The organism is Actinacidiphila oryziradicis, assembly GCF_005047355.1.
GTDB lineage: Bacteria > Actinomycetota > Actinomycetes > Streptomycetales > Streptomycetaceae > Actinacidiphila > Actinacidiphila oryziradicis.
This window is the reverse complement of sequence record NZ_SUMC01000088.1, coordinates 1-22,867: the sequence shown is the minus strand read 5'-3', so window position 1 is coordinate 22,867 and position 22,867 is coordinate 1. Positions and strand designations below refer to the sequence as shown.

Below are 22,867 nucleotides of genomic sequence, written 5' to 3'. Positions count from 1 at the left end.
ATCGACGTATACGAGCGCCTGGGGTGCTTGCCGAGGCAGGCACCCCAGGCGCTCGGTGGTGATGACCGGCCCCGCCGGAGTCGACCAGCCGGTCGAGCAACTGCTGGACAGCAGCGGCACGGAGTCCGGGCCCGTGGCCGGTTCAACGAGGATCCGGACGCGGCCCTGGTGGGCGGCCGACAGGACGGGCACCTCTGCGCTGGTGCGCCGCTTCGTTCCTTGCAGGTGGTCGCAATGTCGGCCCGCACGGCTTAGCGAAGCTCCTGGATGCGGACCAGGTTGCCCGCAGGGTCGCGGAAGGCGCAGTCGCGGATGCCGTACGGCTGCTCGGTCGGCTCCTGTACGACCTCGGTATCACCGGCCTGCACCTTCTCGAACGTGGCGTCGAGGTCCGGGGTGGCCAGCAGGATCCAGCCGTAGGTGCCCTTGGCCATCATCTCGGTGATGGTGCGGCGCTCGTCTTCGGTGACTCCCGGGTCGGCAGCTGGCGGCGCCAGAAGGATCGACGTGTCGGGCTGACCGGCCGGGCCGACCGTGATCCAGCGCATCCTGCCCTGCCCGACGTCGCTGCGGACCTCGAAGCCGAGGACGTCGCGGTAGAAGACGAGCGACGCATCCGGGTCGTCGTGCGGGAGAGAACTCGTGTGAATGGTGATGTCCATGACGGGCAGGTTAGAGGCGGCTCCGTGAACCGCGCTTCTCGATTCCTGATCGATCCGAACACACTCGGACGTTCACGGGCATGTCACGCGGAGCGCACATGTTTCCCGCGTATGCGCCCGACGCCCCGTCTGCCGTTCGCCAGGGTCAACGGAGGGTCAGCGCCGGTCTTTCGTCCCGATGTATCAACCCCCGCCCTGGCTCACGCCACGGGCAGCATCGTCCGGGTGTCGGTAAACGATTGTTATCTTGAGCTCCGAAATGAGGCGCCTCGCTGACCTGGGGCGATGCGGTGAGGACAGCGTCCGTGAAGCAGCTCACGAGGCAGCTCGGGGCCCTGTCAGCATGGCCCGATCGTTGCCGAACCTCGACCTGGGCGGCGGGCCTCCGGAATGGGCGGGCTCTGGAGCCTGGCGGCGCGGAGATCGCCGAGTGCGTGGGCGAGTTGTTCTCGGAGCTGACGGTTTTCCTCGGTGAGGCGGCGGTTGCGTTCATTGGCGGCCTCCAGGCGCCGGATGAGCGAAGCGTCGGAGGCTCGCTGCCGGGCCGGAACCGGATCGGTGGAGGCTCGCTGCCGTTCGGTCCGTATGCGTTCGATCTCGGCTCGCAGGTCGGGCTGGGTGTAGAGCCAGGATCTTGAGACGCCGGCGGCACGGGCCACGATGTCGAAGGTGACGGCCGTGCCTGCGGCGTCGATCTCGCGTAGGGCCTTGATCGCCTTGGCCCGGGTGTACTCGTGGCGGTTTCCGGCCGCGGCGACGATATGACGGGAGTTGTCAGCCCGCATCGGTCACCTCCGCTCCGCCGGGAGCCTCGTCTTCCTCCAGGGCGGTGATGATCCGGTCGAGGCTGCCGAGGGCCTGCTGGTTCATCTCGACGACGCGGAGCTGGCCGCGGGCTTCGGCCGCCGAGACGATCTGTAGGAGCTGTTGGCGCTGCTGCCGGTGCTGGGGCAGGAACTCCGGGGTTGTCACGAACATTGGGCACGTCAAGCAGGCATTGGCATGCGGACAGCTCTTCTGTACTGGCAAGCCGCAGAAGCCGTTGGGGTCCCTGACCACGTAGGCGATTCCCGACGCGCGGCCGCGCGCACGTGCATCGCCCAGCGCGGCGAGTCCATAGCGCCGACACGGCCAGGTTCATCGCAGCTGCCGCAGTCTGGGCCTGGGGAGCCGGTGGAGGAGCGCGGCAAGCAAGACGCGGTCCGCCGTGGTGACGCGTGGCCTGTCGATCTGCCGCTGCAGGACGGCCAGCTGGTGGCGCAGTGTCAATATCTCGATGTCCTTGTCGACGTCGTTGATCGGCAGCAGCCGTATGAGGGCGAACACACTCGACACGGCGAAGTCGCAACAGCACGATCGACCAGCCTGACACGCCTACCCGCGATCACCGGCCGTTCGCGAAAACCTGCACGTCACAGGCCATGGATGGGGTTTCGGCACCCGCAGGTCGACCACTACCTGGCAGCCGACGTTCTGTGGATCACCTCCCTGCAGGACGGGATGAACCTGACCGCCAAGGAGTTCATCGCGGTACAAGCCACCGTGGGAAGGTCCGGGGTACTGGTGCTCTCCAGGCATACCGGCGCAGCCGAAGAACTCGGCGACGCCGCGCTCCTGACCGATCCTCACTCGCCCGGCGACCTCACGCCACCCTGGCGCGGGCACTGGACCTCCCGCCCGGAGAGCGACGCAAACGCCTGCAAGTCCTTTCCCGCCGCCTGGGAAACAACCGGCCATCCGATTGGGCGTCCCAGATCGTCACCGCCATCGGAACCACGCCGCCGACCCGTTGATGCAGCTCCCGCCTCAGGTAGAGCCGAAAAACCCGACAAGATCGAGCCGCTGCTCGCCGAGTCCCTCGAGAGACCGCAGCGCCCGACCCCGGCGCCGGCGGTCCCGGCCAGATGGGCGGCGCGGGGAACGTCGCCGCTCCCACCGACGGCTAGTGGGATTTCGAGATCACCGACGTCCAGGGTGAGGAGATGGGGACGTATCTCTACCTCCTCGGCGACACCGGCCGCGGCAACTTCTATCTGACCATGGCCGCGGGCGGAGCGGTGTACATGGGCGCGCCGGACTCCTGTCCGGTGCGCAAGGCCAGGTGTCTCACGCCCCGCCGGTGTCCGGGGCCGGTTCCGGGATACCGGTGAGACGGTCGGCCGTCGTCGGCCATGGGAAACCGCGCTGGACTGACAACGCCGGCCGCACGAGCTGTCACCGCGATGGCCGGGAAAGAAGCGGCAGCTCACAGGGCGCTGCCGCCTGCTGCGGTGACAGTCCGATGCGGCATGTTCGATGAAGGCGATGACGCTGTCCAGTGACAGCCGCATGCAACTTCGCACCCCTGTTTCCCCAGGTAGCGAGGTCGGTGACCATGGCAGCAGCCACCTGTCTCCAGTGCAGGGCAGGCCCACCAGGCAGCCGGGCCCCGGGACTGGAAAGTCTTCGCCTGGAATTTTGCGTGCATAGCAACGGTTGGACTGTGCGTAAGGCTCATACTCTTCTTGGAGCGATCAACTCATGACAGTCAGCAACCAGCCAGCCACCGCATCGGGCACCTACCTGCTCGGCGGAGATCTTCAGGTCACCCGGCTCGGCTACGGAACCATGCAATTGACGGGGCCCGGTGTCTGGGGCGATCCCAAGGACCCCGACGAGGCGATTCGTGTACTGCGGCGTACTGCGGAGCTGGGCATCAACTTCATCGACACCGCCGATGCCTACGGCCCGTTCACGGCCGATCTGCTGCTGAAGAAGGCGCTTCACCCCTATCGCGAGGACCTGGTGATCGCCACCAAGGTGGGCAACACTCGTACGGGCCCCGGTGGGTGGGTGCCGGTGGGTCGGCCCGAATACTTGCGTCAGCAGGTGGAACTGAACCTTCGCCACCTCGGCTTGGAGCGTATCGACCTGCTCCAACTGCACCGCATCGACCCGAAGGTGCCCCTGGCCGACCAGGTGGGCGAGCTCGCCGCGCTGCAGAGCGAGGGCAAGATCCGGCACATCGGGCTCAGCGAGGTCAGCGTCGGCGAGCTGAAGGAAGCCGGGAAGACGGCGAAGATCGTTTCCGTGCAGAACCTGTTCAATCTCGCTGACCGCTCCGCCGAGAGCGTCCTCGACTACGCCGAGGCACACGACATCGCGTTCATCCCCTGGTTCCCGCTGGCCACGGGCGCACTCGCCGGCACCGACAGCCCGCTGACCCACATCGCCAAGGAGCGGGACCTCGTGCCGTCCCAGCTGGCGCTTGCCTGGTTGCTGCGCCGCTCCCCTGTCATGCTGCCGATCCCGGGCACATCCACGGTGGCGCACCTGGAAGAGAACACCGCGGCGGCGACCGTCACTCTGACCGACGATGAATTCGAAGCGCTGGCAGCAGCTGCAGTGACCGCCTGACAATCTGGCCGGTCTTCATCTCGCTCGTCTGTGCGCGCCCCGGGAGCGAGGCGCGCACACCTCGCGCTGAGGGTCGTACAGCCACAAGGTGAGCCCAGGGCGGGTGTGGAAGCGGTACCACTGCGAGGGCCCGACGGGTGGCAGGGCGAGCATGGCCGCCCGGTCGGCCTCCCAACGGTCGGCGGGGCGGGCCAGGATCCTGCGGTGCAGGCGCCGGTTGGCGACCTTGAGCCAGTCCTGGAGCTGGCTGTTGAAGTCGTCCGGACCGGTGAACGTGCGCCCGGGAACGAAGCTTGTCTCCAGGTAGCCATTGGCCCGCTCGACCAGGCCCTTGGACCGAGTCGTCAACTGCACCCGATCGGGTCGCTCGGCCCGGGTTCGTGAAGGTCACGCACCGGTTCCACCCGTGGTTCGGGCTCGAGTTCGTGTTCGTGGACCGGCGTCTGGCCTGGGACGAGGACCGGGTCTCGTTCGTCGGTGAGGACGGGGCGGTGGCCTCGCTGCCTGCGGCGTGGACCGATATCCCCGCCGGCAGCGGAGTACTCGACGATGCCCAACGCGCCAGAATCACCGCCCTGGCCGGCGACTTCCCGAGCCTGTGGAACGACCCGGCTACCCCGGTCCGCGAACGTAAACGCCTGCTCAGGCTGCTGGTAACCGACGTCACCATGATCCGCACCGAGCAGATCACCGCCCACGTCCGCCTGCGCGGCGGCCAGGAACACACCCTGGTGATGCCCGTCCCGCTGGCCTCCTGGCAGATTCGCCAGACCCCGGCCGAAGTCGTCAACACCATCGACCGGCTCCTGGACGACCACACCGACGCACAGATCGCCGAGATCCTCACCGCACAAGGCCAGGTCAGCGGCATGAACCAGTCCATCCACGTCGGGATCGTCAAGCACATCCGCCGGGCCTACCACCTACGCAGCCACCCCCAACGACTCACCGAGCTCGGCATGGTGAGCCTCAACGAGATCGCCCGCCGCCTGGCACTCCACCCCAACACCATCAAGAAGTGGCGCGACGCCGGACTGCTGACCGGCCGCCTGGCCAACGACAAGGGCGAGTACCTCTACCACCTCCCCGGACCCGACCTCGTCCGCCCCCGTATCGGACGACCGCCCGCCTGCGGACCGTCCCATGACTCAGCGGAAGCGTCTCGCTGCCGTTCCCCGGCCAGCTCGGGAGCCACCGAAACGGCGCCGACGAAGGCCGAGGAACAGCAATGAGCTGTCAGGCGACGATCCGCACGTCCTGCCCGCGCCCTTGCGCGTCAACCCGAACAACGAGCATGTCCAGATCGCCGAAGTCAAAACTGATCTCCATCTCGGTGGGCGAGGTCACCGCGAAGCTCTCAACGAACAAACGCTCTCGAAGAGGTAGTCCCTCGATCGCTTCATAGTGACGCCGCCAGTCGCGAGGAGCGTGCTCGACAGCGAACGCCCGGATGCTGTCGAGATCGGCGAGAGCAGCCCGAATGCGTTCCACTGCGGTCGCCAGAACGGTATCGAGCGCCGCATCACTTTGGGCGGAACCGAGAGTGATCAGCACCTCTGCATCGGTCTCGCCATTCGCTCTGGCCGGTCGGATCACAGGGTCGATCTCGATCTGAGCGAGCAGTTGGCCAGCATCGTGGGGCCACATCACCCCAAGCCAGGGGTGCTGAAGGGCTTCGCTGGCCATCCCGTTCCCCCGCGAAATCTCTGACCGCCCGCACGGACCCCGCAGCGAGCCCGACAAGCAGGCCGCCGACGGCCCTCGAACAGTACTGCCGTCATTCCCGCCGATCAACAACCAGCAACTGGACGACCTGGGCCAAAAGCAGGCACTGACCCCCTTCGCCGCCAGCGTCCAACCATCTAACGACCACCGCATCAACCGGAAGAGGCGCAGTATGAAGCCAACTGTTTCGCCTCTGGATCACGGGGGCGGCACAAGTAGACCTTGACCGCGAGCAGGCCCGCGAACGCTGCGAACTCGGTGGTCAACTTGCCCTGCCCGATCCCGGACTCGTTGTCCCACCGCTCCCAGCCGATCCGCTCGGCGATGACCGTGGCCGGCATCGTCGGCGTCGCCTTGAGCAGCTCACGGATCTGCGGTTCGAAGGCATCCACCGCCGAGCCCTTCGCCGGGCGCTGGTAGACCGGCGCCCGGTCGGACTCCAGCGCCCGCTTGACCGTGTTCTTGGAGATGGACAGATGACGGGCGATCGCCCGGATCGACATCTCCTCGGCCCGGTGGAGCCGACGAATCTCAGCCCAGTCCTCCACGGAAATCACCCTCTCCTCCTGACCTTCGAATCAAGATCAGGATGATCGGACGACCACCAGGCGGGTCAGATTTGTACCGCCGTTCAGCGGTCAGGATTCAGGTTCTGGCACACTTTCCGTGAAGCCACTGCTGCCGTCCAGTCCCCGGTCAGAGCCCTTCCGCTGACCTGCGGCAACGCCGCCAAGAGCTGCGCTCTGTGCCGCGAGGAGGGCTCATTGCACGGAAAGTGTGCCAGAACCAGGATTCGCCCGACGCCGACAAACGACAACCCAGTGCCACGAACGCATGTCATGCCGGGTGTCGAACTCAGCGAGGGTCGTCCAGCCTCTCCGCCATCGGCCCCCTCCGTGGTACTTAGCCCGGCAACACGTGCAGAGCGGCCCCTGCGCGTTCTTGCAGCTCGACGTACAAGCCTCGTAGGGGTTGTACTCACGGCCGACCACGATCTGCTCATTCCTGGCCATCAGCTCACCAGCCAGCCGCAGGAAGTGCTGGTTGGGCACGGTCCAGCATCCTCGCTTCTCGTGCCAGAGGGGACGGGTACTGGTTGGCATGTAGTCCCCGATCCTCTGTTGCTGTTGCCAGCTGGTGTGTTGGGGAAGCCAGACGCCGAGCGGCCCTTCGGCCGGGAGCGCGAGTGAGGCTAGATGGTTGTCACGCCATGCCGGTAGCCACTCTGGGGGCCTGAGGAAGGTCTGTGGGGGGATCGTGAACCGCTCGGCACGCTTGGGTCGGGGTCCGCCTTTGCCGCGTTTCGTGGTCACCTCGCTGGCTGGCATGCCGGATGCGTAGCACTGGAAGGGGCTGTGGTTGGCCCGGCGGTGGGAATTCACGTTGCCGTCCGCGTCGACGTGAAGGCCCAAGTAGGCGCGAAGGTCCGGGCGGCCTCACCGACGTCGAAGGCAAGTACGCCCAGTGGTTCGAGCGGCTGAACGCGTCGGTCGTGGTGATCCGTCCCGACTTCCACATATTCGGCGGAGTCCGCGCCCCGCACGCACTGGACGGCCTGGTTCGCAACCTGGTCCAACGCATTCTGGCCTAATCCGGACGTGGTCCTCGCAGGTGTGCGTGAGCAGCCCGCAAGGACCACGTGCCCCTCCCTCCACCCCGCACGCTGTCCTGGTCGAGGTCGGCCTGCGCCTGCCCCCGGCGGTACGACACCACGCATACGTAGGCGTCCTCTTCCGCTGCGCTGTTGAATTTTTTCGTTCCTGTGTCAGAAGCTTGTGGCCCCGTGCGTCACTCTGTACGGTCGGGGCGGTTCGGTCGCCGGTCATGTACGCGTCCTGACCTTTGTGGGGGCCTCGGCGTTGCGCTGGGCCCCTCCCAATTCCCGAGGAGTATCCGATGTATGGGTTCTCAAGAGGCTTACCTCGTGCAGGTCGCGTCCGGCGGCGCCTGGGGGTGAGCGTCGTCGCCGCGACCGGCATGGTGTGGATGTCCTTCACGCCGGCGGGCGCCGCCTCCCAGCACGCCCAGGCCGCGCATCCCCCGGCCGTCGCCGCGAAGCCCGCCGCGGGCGTGGCGGCGGGCGCGAAGACGCCGTTCACCAGCTATGAGGCCGAGGCGGGGACCCTGGGCGGGGGCGCCGGCACGGTGTCGCTGACCTCGGCCCCGACGACGCAGTATTCGAGCGCGGCGCTAGAGGCGTCCGGGCACGCCTACGTCCACCTCGGCGGTACCGGGCAGTCCGTGCAATGGACCAACACCACGGCCCGACCGATCCGTTTCATCAACGTACGAGCCAGCGTCCCCGATTCCCCGTCGGGCGGCGGAATCACCGCCACGCTGGACCTGTACGTCAACGGCAGGTTCCGGCAGGCGCTGAACCTCAACTCCCAGCAGACCTGGGTGTACGAGGGCAACAACAACTACAACACCAGCGACAACCAGAACCCGGCGGACGGCGACCCCCGCGTCTTCTTCGACGAGTCGCACACCTTCGTCGCCCCCATCGCGCCCGGAAGCACCTTCTCGCTGCGGAAGGACTCCTCCAACACCGCGTCCTTCTACGACGTGGACGTCGTCGACGTGGAGAACCCCCCGCCGCCGGCCGCCCGGCCCGCCAACTCGATCTCCATCACCAGCTGCGGCGCGGTGGCCGACAACACCCCGACCAACGGCGCGGCCGACAGTAAGTCGGTGGACAGCGCCGCCGCCATCCAGAACTGCATCGACCGGGCGCAGTCCCAGGGCAAGATCCTCTGGATCCCGCGGGGAACCTTCTACGTGAAGGGCACCACCGGCCTGCACGCCCAGGGCATCACGATCGCGGGCGCTGGAATGTGGTACAGCACCGTCTACCGTGATGTACCGGTGCCCAACTCCACCCCGCTGGCAGCGCTGTTCTCAGTGACCTCGTGCACTGTGCAGAACATCCACATCGACGCCAACGCCGTGAGCCGCAGCACGGTCGGCGGTGACGGCGGCGCCATGGACACCACCGGAACCAACTGGGTGGCGAACGGCATCTGGAGCCAGCACACCATGTCCGGCTTCTGGGCCTCCGGCAGCGGCGGCACTGTGGAGAACAGCCGCCTGACCTCGATCTGGGCCGACGGCATCAACCTGAACAACGTCTCGCTCAACGGCACCACCGGGGAAAACCTGTCCGCGACCAACAACTTCGTGCGCGGCACCGGCGACGACGCGATGGCGATCAACTCCGTCAACTACAACACCAACGGCAGCACTACGACGTACTACACCCCGATGTCCGACATCACGCTGACCCACAACACCGCTGTCGCGCCCTGGGGCGGCAAGGGCATCGGGATCTACGGGGGCAGCGGCCACCAGGTCAGCGACAACTACATCAGCGACACGGCGCGTTACATCGGCCTGGGCGCCGGCCGTTTCGGGGTCAACGGCAACGACCTGCTGTCGGCGACCGTGTCGGACAATGTCGTCGTCAGGTCGGGCGGCAACGCCTACAGCCAGGGCCAGCCCGCGCTGCACATCGGCAACGGCGGCGACGGCCAGAACACCGGCACCGTCGACCACGTCACGGTGACCGGCAACACGGTGGCCGACTCCCTGTACGACGCGGTCGGCTTCTCCACCTCGACCAACACGCTGCTGCAGGACAACACCATCACCAACCCCGGCCGCAACGGCATCGTGGTCGCGCCGCCGTTCTACCCGGCGCCCAGCGGATCCGCCACGATCACCGGCAACACCCTTACCGGACTGCGCCCCGGGACCTACCCGTTCAGGAACAACTCCAGCGGCTTCACGGCGACGGTGACCGACAACAGCTGGCCGCCCCCCGCGCCCGAGGGCCCTTACGGCGGTACCGCCGCCGCGGTGCCGGGCACGGTGCAGGCGGAGAACTACGACACCGGAGACCAGGGCGTCGCCTACAACGTCACCTCGGTCAACGGGAACGCCAACGGCTACCGTCCCGACGGTATCGACCTGGAGACGACCTCGGACACCGACGGTGTCTACGACCTCGGGTGGACCGGCGGCGGGCAGTGGTTCCGCTACACGGTGGACGTGGCCTCGGCCGGTACGTACACCGTCAGCCTGCGGGTCGCGGCCCCCTCGGCCGTGACCGGCGCGCTGCACCTGTCCGACGCCTCGGGCGCCAACCTGAGCGGGGCGGTCGACCTCCCGGCAACCGGCGACTGGCAGAACTGGGGCACGGTCACGACCAGCGTCACCCTCCCCGCCGGCCGGCAGGTCCTCACGCTCAATCAGGACAACGGCGGCTGGAACGTCAACTACCTGACGTTCAGCTAGAGAAGACTCACCGGGGTCTCGGGTTCTGGTCCTGCCGCGCGTGCGGCGGGACCAGGCCCGCGCTGTAGCGACGGACGCGTGGGCCGGTGCCGTGATCTTGTGACGCCTCAAGTCGTCGGGCGCCCGCCGGGTCGTCCGACGATGTCCCACGGTGGCGTGGAAGGCCCGGGCACGGCACCCGCAGCGCGGGCGCGAGGGGCCCTACGATGTCAGGCCGCTTCGACCCAGCCGCTCGGGCTCAGCGCCCTGTGGGGTTCCAAAAGTCGTGCGCATGGGCTGACCTGGGCGTCTGTCAGCTTCGCTGGTCTTCCTCACATGGGGTTGCGGTACTCGTGGATGAGTCCGTTGAGGATGTTGTGGCGCTGGATGCGTTGTGCGGGGAAGGGGATGACGTTGGGGTCATCGCTGGGAGAGCGGAGTTGCAGGGCGCGGTGGGGTCGGCCGGCGTTGTAGTGCTCGGCGTATTCGGCGAGGACGTGGCTCAGGTGTTGTTCGTTGTAGATCAGTAACCGGTCGGCGCACTCGGCCCGGAGCGTGCGTATGGCCCTTTCGGCGTGGGTGTTCATCCGCGGGGTCTGCGGTGCGCTCTTGAGGATCTCGATGGCGTCGGCGGTGAAGACGGCGTCGAGGGCCTGGGTGTACTTGCTGTCGCGGTCGCGCAGCAGGTAGCGGAAGTCTGCGGCGCGCTGGCCGAGGTCGGTGAGGAGGTTGCGGGCGAGCTGGGTGGCCCAGGCCGCGGTGGGGTGGGCGGTGATGCCGAGGATGTGCACGGTTCGGGTACCGACCTCCATGGCGTAGAACACGTACAGCCGTCTCAGGGTCACGGTGTCGATGTGGAAGAAGTCGGCGGCGAGGGGTCCGGAGGCCTGGGTGCGCAGGAACTCGCGCCACCTAGCGGTGCTGCGGCTTCGTCGGGGTGCGGGGCCCAGGCCGGCGCTGCGCAGGATGCGCCGGATGGTGGAGGCTCCGACTCGGTGGCCGAGGCGTCGCAGTTCGCCCTGGATGCGGGTATAGCCCCATGTCGGGTTCTCGTGGGCGAAGCGCAGGATGAGGGCGGTGAGTTCCCCGGAGAGCGGCGGGCGTCCGGTCCGGGCGGGTTTCTGCTTCCATTTCCACCGCAGCAGTCGGCGGTGCCAGGCCATGAGGGTGCCGGGGGTTACCAGGCGGTGGCGGCGCAGCCTGCTCGGGAGGTGCCGGGCGAGGGCGGCGAGCACGGCGCGGTCCGGCCACGTCAGGCGCGGCCGGACACCGATCTGCCGACGCAGCCGCCGCGACCTCGTGACGCAGCGCAAGGAGCTCAACGTTCTTGGCCTCCTCCGAGCGCGACAGCAGCAGGAGCAGTCCGAGCAGCCGGATGAAGATCAAGTACAGCACGCGCAACGCCATGCAGTCCGAGCATGCCATGACCACCTGGAACTGCAAAGAGCCTGATCAGAGGCAACGCGCCAGTTTTGGCACCCTACAGGTCGCCGACGAAGCGCACGGCACCGGGGGCGGTCTCGGCAGAGGGGGCCCGGTCTGCTGAACCGGCCGCCCCCGCGTGCCCGCCCGCTGCCGTCGGTCAGCCGCTCTCGCCGAGGAGAGCGGTCAGCAGCGCCTTCTTGTCCGGCTTTCCGCTCGGCGCCACCGGCACCTCGCTTGTAATGGTGATCCTGGCCGGGACACTCGCCTCGCCCACCTCCGCGGCGACCAGCGCCTTCAGGGCGCCCATGTCAGGGGTACGGCCGGCCCGGGGGACGACGAAGGCGTACACGGCCTCTCCGGTGGTCTGGTCCGGCGCTGCCACCACGTATGCCTGGTCGATGTCGGGGTGGCCGGCCAGCGAGCGTTCGATCGGGCCCGCGTAGTGCACGATCGCGTTCACGATGATCACGTCGCGGATGCGCCCCGACAGCCGTACGAAGCCCCGCTCGTCCACATGCCCGAGGTCGCGGCTGCGGACCCAGCCGTCGCGCAGGACATCGGCGGTCTCCTCCGGGTCGTTCCAGTACCCCGAGAAGGCACCGTCGGTCCTGGTCCAGATCTCACCGGTCGTACCGTCGGGTACCGGCCTGCCCTGGTGGTTACGCACAGTCAGTTCGACGGTGTCGGTGGGAATTCCGACGGTGCTGAGAGCATGCTTCGGGTCGGCGGCGATGTCGTCAGGGGTGAGCAGGGTGAGCATGCCCGTCTCCGTCTGCCCGTAGCCGTGGTGCACGACGGGACCGAGCAGTTCGGTCGCCTCGGCGAGCCGGTGCGGTGCCAGCGAGGAGCCGGCCACCACCAGGGTGCGCAGGCTGCTGGTGTCGATCCGCTCGGTACGGAATGTGTCGAGGATGTGGTGCAGTCGGGGAACGGTCAACAGGCAGGCGGTGACGCCGTATTGCTCGAAGACCTGGGGGAAGACGAAGGGCTGCTCGGGGATGACGGCGGTGCCCCCGCTGAGCAGGCACAGTCCCAGATGCTCGAAGATCACGGCACTGGTCAGGGTGCCGAAGAGCAGATAGCGGCCGTAACCGGTCGCGAGCCGGCGGGTCCGTTCGGTCCACCGCGCCGGCTGCCACGACCATTGCGCCGTCATGCTCGCATAGGTCTGCATACAGCCCTTGGGCCGGCCCGTGCTGCCGCTCGTCAGGTTGATCAAAGCCACGTCGGCGGGATTGCCGCGAGGGATGAGTACGTCAGGGTCGGGCGCCGGATGTTTGTCGAGAAGGTCGGGGCCGAGGCGGAACACCGGTAGGCCACGGGCCGCTTGGGTCAGACCCGGATGGGCATCGGGATCGTCGGTCAGTACGGCGTCGGTCTCACCGTCGAGGACCTGTGCCAGGTGAGCGGGCGTCAGCCCCGGTCGTAGCCCGGTCACTCGGCAGCCCAGCAGCAGGGCGGCGATCTGCGCGGCGAACGCCTCGGGGGTGACCCCCATGGCCAGCGCGACGGACTTCCCCGGGCCGAGCCCGGCCGCTCGCAGGCCAGTGGCGAAACGGCCGATCAGGCCAAGCGCCTCGCCCCGGGTGACCGGGTGTGACCGGTACTCGAAGGCGGCCAGATCAGGGTGAGTACGGAACGCTTCGACGAGGGGCCCAGGAAATACCGATTCGTTCGGATTATCCACTTGTTTTCCCTTCCAGATGATATCTTCGGTCAAAACTTCCCATGAGTGGAAATAAATGGGGGCGAGCGTTCTCACGTTAACGCTGCCAGTCAATTGCACCGCCCAGGACTGCACTGTGACGTACCTCACAAGACGGCAGGTGGTGTCTTGCTTTAACTATCAAGTAGGATATCAATCCTCCCCGCAGGAGAACAGGAGAATCCATGTCCGACGATAGACAGGTCGATTACCTCATAATTGGCGGAGGTCCGGCCGGATTGCAAGCGGGATATTTTGCAGCGCGGGCAGGCCACAGCTATCTCATCGTCGAGGGCGAGGCAGCTCCTGGTGCCTTTTTCACTAAATTCCCGAGGCATCGCAAACTTATATCGATCAACAAGGTGCATACCGGTTGGGACGATCCCGAACTGAAGCTGCGCACCGACTGGAATTCCCTCCTCTCGGAGGAGAGCGCGCCTCTTTTTACCACGTACACTCCCCGTTATTTCCCGGGCGCCGACGACCTCGTGCGGTATCTCGCCGACTTCGCGGCGGCCCACGAGCTGAACGTGCGTCACAACACCCGTATCACCGAGATCACCCGGCCGGACGGCGGTGAGTTCCACGCCCGCGACCAACACGGCACCACCTACCGCGCCAAAAGGATCATCGTCGCGACCGGCGTGAGCCGACCGAACATTCCCGATACCGAGGGTGTCGATTCGGTGGAGCGCTACGATGAGGTATCGGTCGATCCGGACGATTTCACAGGCCAGCGCGTCCTGATCATCGGGCGCGGCAATTCCGCCTTCGAGACCGCCGACAATCTCATCGAGACAGCGTCCGTCATTCATGTGGCAGGACCTGGGTCCCTGAAACTTGCCTGGCAGAGTCACTTCGTCGGCCATCTGCGCGCGGTCAACAACAATTTCCTCGACACGTATCAGCTCAAGTCGCAGAATGCGCTGCTCGACGGAGACATACTCCGGATACGGAAGCAGGAGGGCTCCGGCTATCGGGTCAGCGTTCGCTTCTCCCGGGTGAGCGAGGTCGTCAAGGAAATTCAGTACGACCGGGTCATTCTGGCGACCGGATTCAGGTTCGACGCTTCTATTTTTGCCGATGAATGCCGTCCTGAGCTGGTCATCAACAACAGGTTCCCGGCGCAGACCGATGCCTGGGAATCGGTCAACGTACCTGACCTCTATTTCGCTGGAACGATTACGCAGGTGCGCGACTTCAAGAAGTCGACCAGCGGCTTCATACATGGTTTCCGGTACGGCGTACGTGCCCTGAGCCGCATTCTGGACCGGCGTTATCATGACCGCCCCTGGCCCGAGCGCCGGCTGACGGGCACCCCGGAGGCCGCCTCCGATGCGGTGATCGAGCGGGTCAACCGCAGTTCGGCGCTCTGGCAGTTGTTCGGCTTCCTCGGCGACGCCGTACTCGTGGGCCCCGACGGCGCTCTGAGGTATGCCGAGGAGGTCCCGGTCGCGCATCTCCACCGTGCCGTCGCCGAGGGCGAGTTCGGTGAAGTCCTCGACTACTTCACCGTCACGTTGGAGTACGGCGCCGACCACGACCGGGTCAATCCGTTCGACATCACCGTCAGCCGCGTTTCCCAGCAGGACACGGGTGGTCTCGACGGACGCTATCTGCATCCCGTGGTACGCCACTTCCTGCCCGACGGCCACGACAAGGCGGTCGCCGAACACCACATCACCGAGAACCTCGAAAACGAGTGGGACAGTCAGGACGTGCACCGTGCGCCGCTGCTCCGCTTTCTGCGGGCCCGGCTCGACCGCGGGACACCGGTGAACCAACCGTGACGTCCGCCCTGTCCGGCCTGCGTGAGCGGGCCCGGAAGAACCTGGACCCGGTCCACTACGACTTCTTCGCCGGCGGCGCAGGCGAAGAAGTGGCACTCGCCGAGAACGAACGTGCCTTCCACGCGCTCGCTCTCCTCCCCAGGGTGCTGCGCGGTGCGGCCGAGCGCGACCTCCGCGTCACGCTGCCCGGGGCCAGGGCCTCGCTGCCCGTGATCGTCTCGCCGACCGCCTTCCACCGGCTCGCCCACCCCGACGGTGAACTCGCCACCGCACGCGCGGTGGCCGCGGCCGACACGGTGCTCGTCACGGGCGTGGCGTCCACGATCGCGGTCGGCGAGGTCACGGCGGCCGCGCGGGCGGTACGGGACGAGGCGTCCGTGTGGTTCCAGCTCTACCTCCACCCCGAGCAGGATGTCACAACCGCCCTCGTGCGCCGGGCCGAACGGGCCGGCTGCTCGGCACTGGTGGTCACTGTCGACTCGCCGGTGTTCGGGCGCCGCGAGCGGGACCGCCGTAACGGCTTCCACGACTTGCCGCCGGGGCTCGCCGCCGAGAACATGCGCGATCTGCCGGGTGCGGCACCCGGGAAGCCGCTGGACATCGCCATGTCACCGGCGCTGTCGTGGGACCACCTGCGGCGGCTGCGGGATGTCACCGCACTGCCGGTGGTGCTCAAGGGCGTACTGCATCCCGAGGACGCGGCCCTCGCCGTGACCGAGGGCGTGGACGCACTGCTGGTCTCCAATCACGGCGGGCGCCAGCTCGACGCGGCTCCCGCGACCGTCGAGGCGCTGCCCGCCGTCGTGTCCGCGGTCGCCGGCCGGGTCCCGGTACTGCTGGACGGCGGGGTACGCGGCGGTTCCGACGTGGCGAAGGCGCTGGCGCTCGGCGCCACCGCCGTCGGTATCGGCAGGCCCGTACTGTGGGGGCTGGCCGCTGAGGGTGCCCAAGGCGTGCGGCAGGTACTGGAGTTGCTGCGCGCGGAATTCGACAACGTACTGGCACTGTGCGGCGGCCGGAGTCCCGCCGACCTCACCCGCGATCTGGTCGTGGCCCGCGCGACAGCGGCGACGGCGGCGTGGGGAACATCGGTGGGGCCGCAGGCAGTTCGGGCCGGAGAGGGAAGCATGCCGTGGTGAACACACGAACCGCTGTGAAGGCGCTGGCGGCGGGATCCCTGCTGCTGTCCACGCCCCTGTGGCTGCCCCGGTCGGTCGTGGCACTGCGGGTCAAGGTCTTCGCCGCCGTCAACGGCGACGAGGGGATCACCTTCCCCAACAGCACGGTGGGAGCCGACCGGTTCGAGCAGGTCTACTCGCATCCGGCGGCGAACGGCCGCAGCCGCGGCGCCGCGCTCTCCGACCTGTTCTGGTACTGGCTCGCGCCCGGCGCCGATGTCCATCAGGAGCATCTGGAGGCAGGTCCGCGCTACGACGAGGTCGCCCGTACCACTTTGTCCATTCTGGCCGGGCCGAGCGCCGAACTGTCCGCGGCAGCCGCCCGCCGCACCGCCGCCGTACTGGACGAAGCTGTCACAGGACGGGTCTCGTTGGTGCGGCTGCGCGATCTGATGATGCCCGTCTGGGCTGAGTTCTTCTACGAGTTGGTCTTCCACGAGCCCTGCCCGCCGCACGCGCGGCGGCTCATCGTCGACAACGCCGAGGACGTGATCAACGCCCTCAAATGCACCCGGCTCCGCCATATGCGCAGGCGCGGGCGCCTGACACGCTATCTGAGCCGGCGCGTCGCAGCGGGTGAGGTCGCGCACGAGCTACCGCGGAGCCTGACGGAGCGGCAGCAGGCGTACTATCTCCAGGGCACGTTCTTCAACACCGCGGTGGTGCAGATGTCCGAGGCCATGGCGCATCTGCTGCTGGTGCTCGCCCGCCACCGCGACGTACAGGAACGCCTGGCCGCCGACCCGGACGACGACCGGTATCTGAGCAATGTGATGAATGAGACATTGCGCTGCTATCCGCTGTTCGGCATCGCGCACCGCATCACGACCGGTGAGATCGATCCAGGCGCCGGGCCGACGATCCCGGCCGGTTTCGTGCTGCTGTTCAACTACCCGGAGTATCACGCCACCGGCTACCGCGACCCGGAAGTCTTCGACCCGTCCCGCTGGGACACTCTGTCGGCGAAGGAAGCGCACCACATCCCCTTCGGGGTGGCTGCGAACCGTTCGTGTCCCGCGTGGCGGCTGTCACCGCTGGTGATGCGCGCGGCCACCCGCGAGGTGCTGCGCCGCTTCACCCTCGACTCGCAGGTCTCGCACACCCGCTCCATCCCGCACCGCGCGCCCGCTCTGCTGGTACGGCGCGACGAACCGCTCGCCCGCTGGCAGACGCTCGGCATCCGCACCTTCCTGCGGCTGCGCGACAGTGTCGAGGACGTGTGGCGCAGCTCGGCCCAACTGGGTTTCGGCACCTGGATGGTGCTGGACGCCCGGCGCCAGCGGCCCGCCGAGACGTTCTTCGCCACGCACGACACGCAGGGACGCCCACTGTCCGTACGGTCACCCGGCGAGGGCGAGGGCGAGGGCGAGGGCGAGGGCGGGAGCGAGGGCGCCGCTGCGCCCCGCTGCCCGTACACCGGTCACACCGACTGACGCGCGCGTTTCTCTCCTCTCAACGAACCGAAGGACACCAGTACATGTCCCCCACCGAGCTGGCTCCTGCCTTCTTCCTGTCCGTCGTTGTGATTCTTGTCGTCTGCCGGCTGGTCGGCCTCGCTCTGCGCTCGCTGGGACAACCGCCCGTGGTGGGCGAGATGGTCGCCGGTGTGGTGCTCGGCCCCTCGGTTCTCGGGCTGCTCGCACCCGGTGTGGAAAGCCAGCTCTTTCCCGCGGAGATGCGCCCGGTGCTTTATGTCGTCGGCCAGATCGGCCTGGTTGTTTTCATGTTCCAGGCGGGGTATGAGTTCCACACGGACCGGATCAGACCGGTGGCGCGGGCGGCGGCGTCGATCTCGGCGAGCGGCATCGTGGCTCCGCTGGCGCTGGGTGCGGGGCTGACATTCCTCGTGCACGGCTCGGTTGATGTCTTTCCCGCCGATGTGTCCACCCTGGTGTCCGCACTGTTCGTGGGGGTGACGCTGTCGATCACCGCTTTTCCGATGCTGGCCCGGATCATCACCGAACGGGGCCTGACGGGCAGCCGGTTCGGCTCGATCGCGCTGGCCTCCGGGGCGCTGGACGACGCGGTCGCCTGGGTGATGCTGGCCGGCGTGCTCTCGCTCGCCGGCACCGGTGTGAGCACCTTCCTCGTCGCGCTGTTGGGTGCGGTGGGACTCGCCGCCGTACTGGCCGTACTGGCGAAGGCGCGCGGCCGGGCGACACTCGCCGCCGCGAAGCTCTCCTCCGACCAACTGCTGCTGGCGACTGTCGTCGTGCTGTTCCTGGCGGCGTGGTACACCGACCGGATCGGTCTGTACGCGGTGTTCGGCGCCTTCAGCCTCGGTCTGGTCCTCCCGCGCTCGGAACCCGTCGACCGGGCCGTCGCCGCGATCAGCCCGGTCAGCAGGATCGTCTTTCTGCCGCTGTTCTTCACGTACTCCGGCCTGAACACCAATTTCAGTCTGCTGTCGGGCACTTCGGTCCTGCTCTTTACCGCGGCCTGTGTGGTGCTCGCGGTGGTCGGCAAGCTCGGTGCCTGCTGGCTGGCGGCGCGGCTGGTCGGTGAGAAGCCGGAGGTCGCGCTCAGAGTGGGCACACTGATGAACGCGCGTGGTCTGATGCAGCTCATCGCGATCAATGTCGGTCTCGCTGCGGGCATCGTGTCGCCCGCGATGTTCTCCGTGCTGGTGGTGGTCGCCCTCGTGACTACCGTGATGGCGACCCCGCTGCTGAGTCTGTGGGACCGCATCGACGCGGGACGCGCGGTCGCCGTCACCGTCGAACTCGTATCGACAGCAGGGGCGGCGCGGCCGGCTGGTGAGCCGACGGTGCAGCCCCGTGGTGGACTGGGGGGGTAGCCCGTTGTCAGCAGCTGAGGTTGGCGCCCGGGTCGACGCCCAGGATCGGGGCTGGTCAGGATCCGGACCGGCCGGGGTCACTGCGGTCAGCTGGCCTGAGCTCGTTCGGCCTGGGCCTTGGTGTGGGCGAGGCGATAGGATTCGGTGCCGGTTTGGATGATCGCGCCGTTGAAGGTCAGCCGGTCGACAATAGCGGCGCAAAGCCGCAGGTCAGTAAGGGGTCACCTGTCGTGCTTCACCCGGCATATGCCCTCCTCTTCCTCGTGGAGAGTAGCCACCGGCGGGCACGTGTGGACGGCAACAACACCCGGAATGGCCACACCAGCAGTGTCGGCAGTCTGATGGGCAACCCGGGGCTGGAGGCCTACTCCGCCGCAAAGCGGGCAGTCAACAGCCTCACCGAGACGGCCGCCGCCGAATACAGGCCGGAAGGTATCCGCGTCAACGCCATCGCCCTCGTCACGCAGCTGTATTTGTGGACTCGCTACAATTGGCGTGCCAGGTGTGAACGGGGTGCTGTCAGCAGGCCGGGCACCAGGCCTTGACGCGGCAGGTTGCCCGCAGGTATAGCGGCCATGTCAACGTCGTGTAGCCCACCTGTGCCAGAGTGGGGCTGAGACGGGATCCCTTGGGGAGGGCGGGGGAGCGCAAGGGGAGCGCGGACGCCTTTGGACTTGCCGATACGAGGCATCACGAACGAGCGTCGTACCCGGTTGCGGGCCTCGCCTGCTCCGAGGACCTGCTTGAGCTGCGCAAACAGCACTTCAATGCCCCAGCGCCAGGAGTACCGGTCACGATGCCGGCCAGCGGGGTGGTCAGGTCGGTGGTGACCAGGGCCAGGTCGTAGGGCTTGGTGCTGCCTGGGTCGCGGATCAGCAGCAGGCCCACGGGGCGGGTGTGGAAGGCGCCCTACCACAGGCCGCTGACCTGGGCGATGTATGCGGTCTCGAGGCGGCCGTAGCGTTCGACGAGGTGTTCCACGAAGTCAGCGGTGGCAGCGAGTTGGACCGGGGTGCCCAGGTGTGCGCCCTTGCGTGCCGGGCGGCCCCGTCTGCCGGTGGGCGGCGGCGCGTGGTCGTAGAGCACGCCGGTGCGCCGCATCCGGCAGGTCCAGGTGCAGCGTGTGGGCAGGTCGCTCAGAGCCTTGCCGTAGTAGGCCGCATCCCCCACCAGGTAGAACTCCCGTCCGGGGAAGGCCGCCAGGAGTAGGCCGACCAGTTCGCGGGCCAGGTCGACCTTGCTCGCCGAAGCTTTGGGCCGCCACAGCCGGGCCAGCACGGGCAGGCAGATGGGGCGGGCCAGGAACGGCAGCGGCACCAGCAGGCCCACCACGACCCAGTTGTTGCCGAAGCCCGTCTTCTTGGTTCCGGTAGCGGAGCCGTCGTGCTGCCAGGCCGCCCCGTACACGTTCTTGCCCCGGCGGGTGGAAGAGGGTGTCGTCGACCGCCATCTCCAGTGCAGCCCCTGCGGGGATCAGCTGTTCCGCGATCAGGTGGGCCAGGGCCAGGCCGAGTTGGTTCGGACTCCAGCGGGCGCGGGCGAAGAAGTAGTGCGCGCGGTCGTGCGGCCAGATCCGCGTCAACCCCGCGCCCAGCAGCATCCCGCACACCGTGCGCCGCCGCGTCTGCATGATCAGGCCCGTGACCAGGGCAGCCCATCCATGGCCTATGACGTGCAGGTTCTTGTGAACGGCCGTTGATCGCCGGGTAGATGTGTCAGGCTGATGGATCGTGCTGCTGCGACTGCCCTACCTCGCCGTCTCAAGTGTGTTCGCCCTCATACGGCTGCTGCCGATGAGCGACGTGGACGAGGACATGGAGATATTGACGCTGCGCCACCAGCTGGCCGTTCCGCTGCGGCAGATCGACTGGCCACGGGTCACTGCGGTGGACCGCGCGTTCTTTGCCGCGCTTCTCCATCGGCTCCCAAGGCCCAAGCTGCGGCAGCTGCACCTGGTCGTCTCCCCGGACACGGTCCTGAGGTGGCCCGCGACCTCATGCGCCGCCGCCACGCCGATGCCTCCCGTCGGTGGTATTGCCGTGGGAATAGTGCAGGGTGGCGCCGCCGGAGTGCGGATGTTCCGACTTGGTGGTGGATGGTGTGGTTCTCGGCCGCTCGCACATGCCGCATCGGCAGCTTCTCCGTACCGGCCACAGGGTTGGCCGGATCCTGCAACGCCTTGTCGTTCCGGCGGCAACTGTCTCCCTGGCGTCACATCGCGTAGAGCAGGTCCATGCCGGGACGGTGGCCACGGGGGCAGGATCTCGGCCACGATCGCTTCGATCTCGGCGAGGTCGACGGTGTCGTTCTCCATGGATGCGGCGATGACCGTGCGGGGGCCGATGGATGCGGTGCGCGGTGTGATGCAGCGGGGGTCGGCCTCGCCGGGGTCGGCTGCGGCCTGCGGGACGTGGAGCAGCGCTGGTGGGGCTGGATGGCGAGGGCCGCGGGGGTGGTGACGCCGCCGACCGCGTCTTAGACCACGTCTGGGCCCGCGCTGCCGGTGAGTCGCTTCACCGCGGAGCCGATCTCACCCGGCTCCCCGCCGAACGGCACGCAGCGCGCGATGACCGACGCCGCTGGGGTGCCTGTTCCGGGGCGACCCGGTCGATGCCGATGACCCGGGCTCCCCACACCCGGGCGATCTGCGCGACCGCGCTGCCAACGCCACCGCAGACGCCGAAGACGGCGATCGTCTCCCCCTTGTCCAGCTGAGCGGTCTCGACGGCGCCGAGCCAGCCGACGACGAAGTTGACTCCCATAGCCGACGCCTCCGCGAAGTCGAGCCGCTCGGGTTTGCGGATCAGGGCGCCGGCGCGCACAGCGAGGAGTTCGGCATGCGATCCGTCGCGGGTGACCCCATGTCGCCGCCTGTTCCGCACCCTCAGCAGGCGCCCGGCCGCTGTGGCACGGGCGGACCCCGGGAAGGAAGGGATGATGGCACAGCGATTCGAGGTCAGTACCGCGCTGATCATGGGCGGGGGCACCGGCAATCGGCTGGCAGTCCGCACACGTGGGTACCTGACGTTCGGCAGCCCGTCAGGTTCTCCGGCTTCACCCCGTGATCACCGGGTTCCCCCTGCTCGGCGAACACGCCGACGAAGTCTTCGCCGAACTCGGCTACGAAGCCGATGCCGATGCCGTCGCCGAAATGCACGCCAACCACGTCGTCGTTTGACCGGCCCAGTACCTGCCCTCGGCTCCCGCAACTGCCGCCTGAGGGCTGGTGGGGCGGCTCATTCTAGCTTGCGGCGCAGTGAGAGGGTGTAGAGCAGCAGCAGTGAGGGGGCGATCAGCACTGCTGCCACGCACGAGACGGCGATCAGGACCCACTGGGTGGCGCTCGGCGAGGCGGCCTGGTCGATGGTCAGATGGGTGCCGAGCAGGTACGGGTACTGGGCGACGCCCCAGCCTGCCACCACGCAGGCGATCGCTGCCGCAGCGAGGGTGCGTACCAGGGGCGGTCGGCCGCTGCGCAGCAGCAGCAGAGCGGCGGCTCCGCAGACGGCCGAGATGATCAGTAGTGGCAGTCCGACTCTGCTCAGTTGGTGGAAGAGCCTGGGTGAGTCGTCGTGGAGGATGAATACTCCCGCCAGGGCCACCAGTCCGGAGGCGACGCCCGCGGCGAGCGCACGCCGCCGGAATCCCTGCTCGAGCTCGGTGTCGCCGCGCCGCACGGACTGACCGGTGAGGAACACGGCCGCCAGGTAGGCACAGACGCTGACCGCCAGGATGCCGCCGAGCATGGACGTCGGGTTGGTCCAGCTGGACAGCGCATCCCCGTATCCGCTGGTCGGAACGCGGCCCGAGGCGATGCCGCCTGCCACCGCCCCCAGGAAGAAGGGAGTGACCACCGAGGAGGCGGCGAACACGGCCCCGGCGACCCGTTGCTCGGATGTGCGGACCAAGGCTTTACG

The 22,867-nt window shown here is 67.8% G+C and carries 22 protein-coding genes and 4 pseudogenes; 11 read left to right on the top strand and 15 right to left on the bottom strand.

All coding sequences use genetic code 11. From position 1 onward, the window contains the following. Positions 1-251: 251 nt before the first annotated feature. From FCI23_RS43285 to FCI23_RS43270, 4 genes are all read right to left on the bottom strand, one after another. Positions 252-662: a VOC family protein gene (locus FCI23_RS43285; protein WP_136729546.1), complete on the bottom strand. Its 411-nt coding sequence runs from the start codon at positions 660-662 to the stop codon at positions 252-254. A gap of 338 nt (positions 663-1,000) precedes the next feature. Then, positions 1,001-1,447, bottom strand: coding sequence for a DUF6262 family protein (locus FCI23_RS43280; RefSeq protein ID WP_211265712.1), 447 nt, complete (start codon positions 1,445-1,447; stop codon positions 1,001-1,003). Further along, a complete protein-coding gene (locus tag FCI23_RS43275) occupies positions 1,437-1,634 on the bottom strand; it encodes a hypothetical protein (RefSeq protein WP_322973985.1) in 198 nt (65 codons plus the stop codon). Before FCI23_RS43275 ends, FCI23_RS43280 begins: the two co-directional genes overlap by 11 nt. Positions 1,635-1,799: 165 nt before the next feature. Beyond that, on the bottom strand, positions 1,800-1,997 hold the full coding sequence (locus FCI23_RS43270; RefSeq protein ID WP_136729545.1) for a hypothetical protein: 198 nt from the start codon (positions 1,995-1,997) through the stop codon (positions 1,800-1,802). A 90-nt stretch (positions 1,998-2,087) separates the two neighbouring features. Here FCI23_RS43270 and FCI23_RS61115 point away from each other — a divergent pair, with 90 nt between their 5' ends. The 3 genes from FCI23_RS61115 (at position 2,088) to FCI23_RS43260 (ending at position 4,058) form a co-directional block, all read left to right on the top strand. After that, the gene (locus FCI23_RS61115) at positions 2,088-2,699 is read left to right on the top strand and encodes a trehalose-6-phosphate synthase (RefSeq protein ID WP_322973987.1); all 612 of its coding nucleotides are present in this window, start codon (positions 2,088-2,090) and stop codon (positions 2,697-2,699) included. Further along, on the top strand, positions 2,645-2,812 hold the full coding sequence (locus FCI23_RS57315) for a hypothetical protein (RefSeq protein ID WP_169317221.1): 168 nt from the start codon (positions 2,645-2,647) through the stop codon (positions 2,810-2,812). Before FCI23_RS61115 ends, FCI23_RS57315 begins: the two co-directional genes overlap by 55 nt. Before the next feature lie 370 nt (positions 2,813-3,182). Next, positions 3,183-4,058 carry an aldo/keto reductase gene (locus FCI23_RS43260; RefSeq protein ID WP_136729544.1) on the top strand — a complete coding sequence of 292 codons (876 nt, stop codon included), beginning with the start codon at positions 3,183-3,185 and terminating at the stop codon, positions 4,056-4,058. A gap of 15 nt (positions 4,059-4,073) precedes the next feature. On the opposite strand, the gene FCI23_RS64180 is transcribed toward FCI23_RS43260, so the two are convergent. Continuing rightward, positions 4,074-4,406, bottom strand: a complete 333-nt coding sequence (locus FCI23_RS64180; RefSeq protein WP_407646111.1) for a hypothetical protein — start codon at positions 4,404-4,406, stop codon at positions 4,074-4,076. 32 nt (positions 4,407-4,438) lie between these two features. On the opposite strand from FCI23_RS64180, the gene FCI23_RS43250 reads away from it, so the two are divergent. Next, complete coding sequence (locus FCI23_RS43250; protein WP_136729543.1) at positions 4,439-5,290, top strand: DUF5372 family protein; 852 nt, start codon at positions 4,439-4,441, stop codon at positions 5,288-5,290. Between the two features lie 4 nt (positions 5,291-5,294). Here the strand turns inward: FCI23_RS43250 and FCI23_RS43245 are convergent, their stop codons facing one another. Then, positions 5,295-5,744 (bottom strand): hypothetical protein, encoded by a 450-nt coding sequence (locus tag FCI23_RS43245; RefSeq protein ID WP_136729542.1) that lies wholly within the window; start codon positions 5,742-5,744, stop codon positions 5,295-5,297. Positions 5,745-5,962: 218 nt separating this feature from the next. Then, positions 5,963-6,340, bottom strand: a pseudogene (locus FCI23_RS43240) (helix-turn-helix domain-containing protein); the annotation flags it as partial. A 1,396-nt stretch (positions 6,341-7,736) separates the two neighbouring features. Between FCI23_RS43240 and FCI23_RS43235 the strand changes: the two are divergent. Then, the gene (locus tag FCI23_RS43235) at positions 7,737-10,076 is read left to right on the top strand and encodes a carbohydrate-binding protein (protein ID WP_246144626.1); all 2,340 of its coding nucleotides are present in this window, start codon (positions 7,737-7,739) and stop codon (positions 10,074-10,076) included. A gap of 311 nt (positions 10,077-10,387) precedes the next feature. Here the strand turns inward: FCI23_RS43235 and FCI23_RS43230 are convergent, their stop codons facing one another. Next, the gene (locus FCI23_RS43230; protein WP_246144625.1) at positions 10,388-11,377 is read right to left on the bottom strand and encodes an integrase core domain-containing protein; all 990 of its coding nucleotides are present in this window, start codon (positions 11,375-11,377) and stop codon (positions 10,388-10,390) included. Positions 11,378-11,430: 53 nt separating this feature from the next. Here FCI23_RS43230 and FCI23_RS57310 point away from each other — a divergent pair, with 53 nt between their 5' ends. Then, a complete protein-coding gene (locus FCI23_RS57310; protein ID WP_169317219.1) occupies positions 11,431-11,601 on the top strand; it encodes a hypothetical protein in 171 nt (56 codons plus the stop codon). A 36-nt stretch (positions 11,602-11,637) separates the two neighbouring features. On the opposite strand, the gene FCI23_RS43225 is transcribed toward FCI23_RS57310, so the two are convergent. After that, complete coding sequence (locus FCI23_RS43225; protein ID WP_136729541.1) at positions 11,638-13,167, bottom strand: class I adenylate-forming enzyme family protein; 1,530 nt, start codon at positions 13,165-13,167, stop codon at positions 11,638-11,640. 203 nt (positions 13,168-13,370) lie between these two features. Here FCI23_RS43225 and FCI23_RS43220 point away from each other — a divergent pair, with 203 nt between their 5' ends. From FCI23_RS43220 to FCI23_RS43205, 4 genes are read left to right on the top strand one after another with little or no spacing between them, the layout of a single operon-like run. Continuing rightward, entirely contained in the window at positions 13,371-14,975 is a 1,605-nt protein-coding gene (locus FCI23_RS43220; protein ID WP_136729540.1) for an NAD(P)-binding domain-containing protein, read from the top strand. Then, the gene (locus tag FCI23_RS43215) at positions 14,972-16,114 is read left to right on the top strand and encodes an alpha-hydroxy acid oxidase (RefSeq protein ID WP_136729539.1); all 1,143 of its coding nucleotides are present in this window, start codon (positions 14,972-14,974) and stop codon (positions 16,112-16,114) included. Before FCI23_RS43220 ends, FCI23_RS43215 begins: the two co-directional genes overlap by 4 nt. Further along, positions 16,108-17,586, top strand: coding sequence for a cytochrome P450 (locus FCI23_RS43210; RefSeq protein WP_136729538.1), 1,479 nt, complete (start codon positions 16,108-16,110; stop codon positions 17,584-17,586). The genes FCI23_RS43215 and FCI23_RS43210 overlap by 7 nt, the downstream gene beginning before the upstream one ends. A gap of 44 nt (positions 17,587-17,630) precedes the next feature. Continuing rightward, the gene (locus FCI23_RS43205) at positions 17,631-18,950 is read left to right on the top strand and encodes a cation:proton antiporter (protein WP_136729537.1); all 1,320 of its coding nucleotides are present in this window, start codon (positions 17,631-17,633) and stop codon (positions 18,948-18,950) included. A gap of 86 nt (positions 18,951-19,036) precedes the next feature. Here the strand turns inward: FCI23_RS43205 and FCI23_RS61105 are convergent. Further along, positions 19,037-19,165: pseudogene (locus FCI23_RS61105) on the bottom strand (IS21-like element helper ATPase IstB); the annotation flags it as partial. A gap of 102 nt (positions 19,166-19,267) precedes the next feature. Between FCI23_RS61105 and FCI23_RS61100 the strand changes: the two are divergent. Further along, positions 19,268-19,405 (top strand): annotated as a pseudogene (locus FCI23_RS61100) (SDR family NAD(P)-dependent oxidoreductase); the annotation flags it as partial. Between the two features lie 235 nt (positions 19,406-19,640). Here the strand turns inward: FCI23_RS61100 and FCI23_RS43190 are convergent. The 5 genes and pseudogenes from FCI23_RS43190 to FCI23_RS43170 form a co-directional block, all read right to left on the bottom strand. Next, the gene (locus FCI23_RS43190) at positions 19,641-19,838 is read right to left on the bottom strand and encodes a hypothetical protein (protein WP_136729536.1); all 198 of its coding nucleotides are present in this window, start codon (positions 19,836-19,838) and stop codon (positions 19,641-19,643) included. Positions 19,839-19,859: 21 nt separating this feature from the next. Continuing rightward, on the bottom strand, positions 19,860-20,357 hold the full coding sequence (locus FCI23_RS43185; RefSeq protein ID WP_322973984.1) for a hypothetical protein: 498 nt from the start codon (positions 20,355-20,357) through the stop codon (positions 19,860-19,862). Positions 20,358-20,385: 28 nt separating this feature from the next. After that, a pseudogene (locus FCI23_RS64175) lies at positions 20,386-20,598 on the bottom strand (transposase); the annotation flags it as partial. An 865-nt stretch (positions 20,599-21,463) separates the two neighbouring features. Continuing rightward, positions 21,464-21,772 (bottom strand): MDR/zinc-dependent alcohol dehydrogenase-like family protein, encoded by a 309-nt coding sequence (locus FCI23_RS43175; RefSeq protein ID WP_136729534.1) that lies wholly within the window; start codon positions 21,770-21,772, stop codon positions 21,464-21,466. A 414-nt stretch (positions 21,773-22,186) separates the two neighbouring features. After that, a partial coding sequence (locus tag FCI23_RS43170) for a cytochrome d ubiquinol oxidase subunit II (RefSeq protein WP_169317220.1) occupies positions 22,187-22,867 on the bottom strand: 681 nt, incomplete at its 5' end.

What these genes read in the sequence shown, in the direction of transcription:
- FCI23_RS43205 (WP_136729537.1), top strand. Translation starts at nt 17,631, where the DNA reads ATGTCCCCCACCGAGCTGGCTCCTGCCTTCTTCCTGTCCGTCGTTGTG.
- FCI23_RS43245 (WP_136729542.1), bottom strand. Translation starts at nt 5,744, where the DNA reads ATGGCCAGCGAAGCCCTTCAGCACCCCTGGCTTGGGGTGATGTGGCCC.
- FCI23_RS43280 (WP_211265712.1), bottom strand. Translation starts at nt 1,447, where the DNA reads ATGCGGGCTGACAACTCCCGTCATATCGTCGCCGCGGCCGGAAACCGC.
- FCI23_RS43285 (WP_136729546.1), bottom strand. Translation starts at nt 662, where the DNA reads ATGGACATCACCATTCACACGAGTTCTCTCCCGCACGACGACCCGGAT.
- FCI23_RS43260 (WP_136729544.1), top strand. Translation starts at nt 3,183, where the DNA reads ATGACAGTCAGCAACCAGCCAGCCACCGCATCGGGCACCTACCTGCTC.
- FCI23_RS43220 (WP_136729540.1), top strand. Translation starts at nt 13,371, where the DNA reads ATGTCCGACGATAGACAGGTCGATTACCTCATAATTGGCGGAGGTCCG.
- FCI23_RS57315 (WP_169317221.1), top strand. Translation starts at nt 2,645, where the DNA reads ATGGGGACGTATCTCTACCTCCTCGGCGACACCGGCCGCGGCAACTTC.
- FCI23_RS61115 (WP_322973987.1), top strand. Translation starts at nt 2,088, where the DNA reads ATGGGGTTTCGGCACCCGCAGGTCGACCACTACCTGGCAGCCGACGTT.
- FCI23_RS57310 (WP_169317219.1), top strand. Translation starts at nt 11,431, where the DNA reads ATGAAGATCAAGTACAGCACGCGCAACGCCATGCAGTCCGAGCATGCC.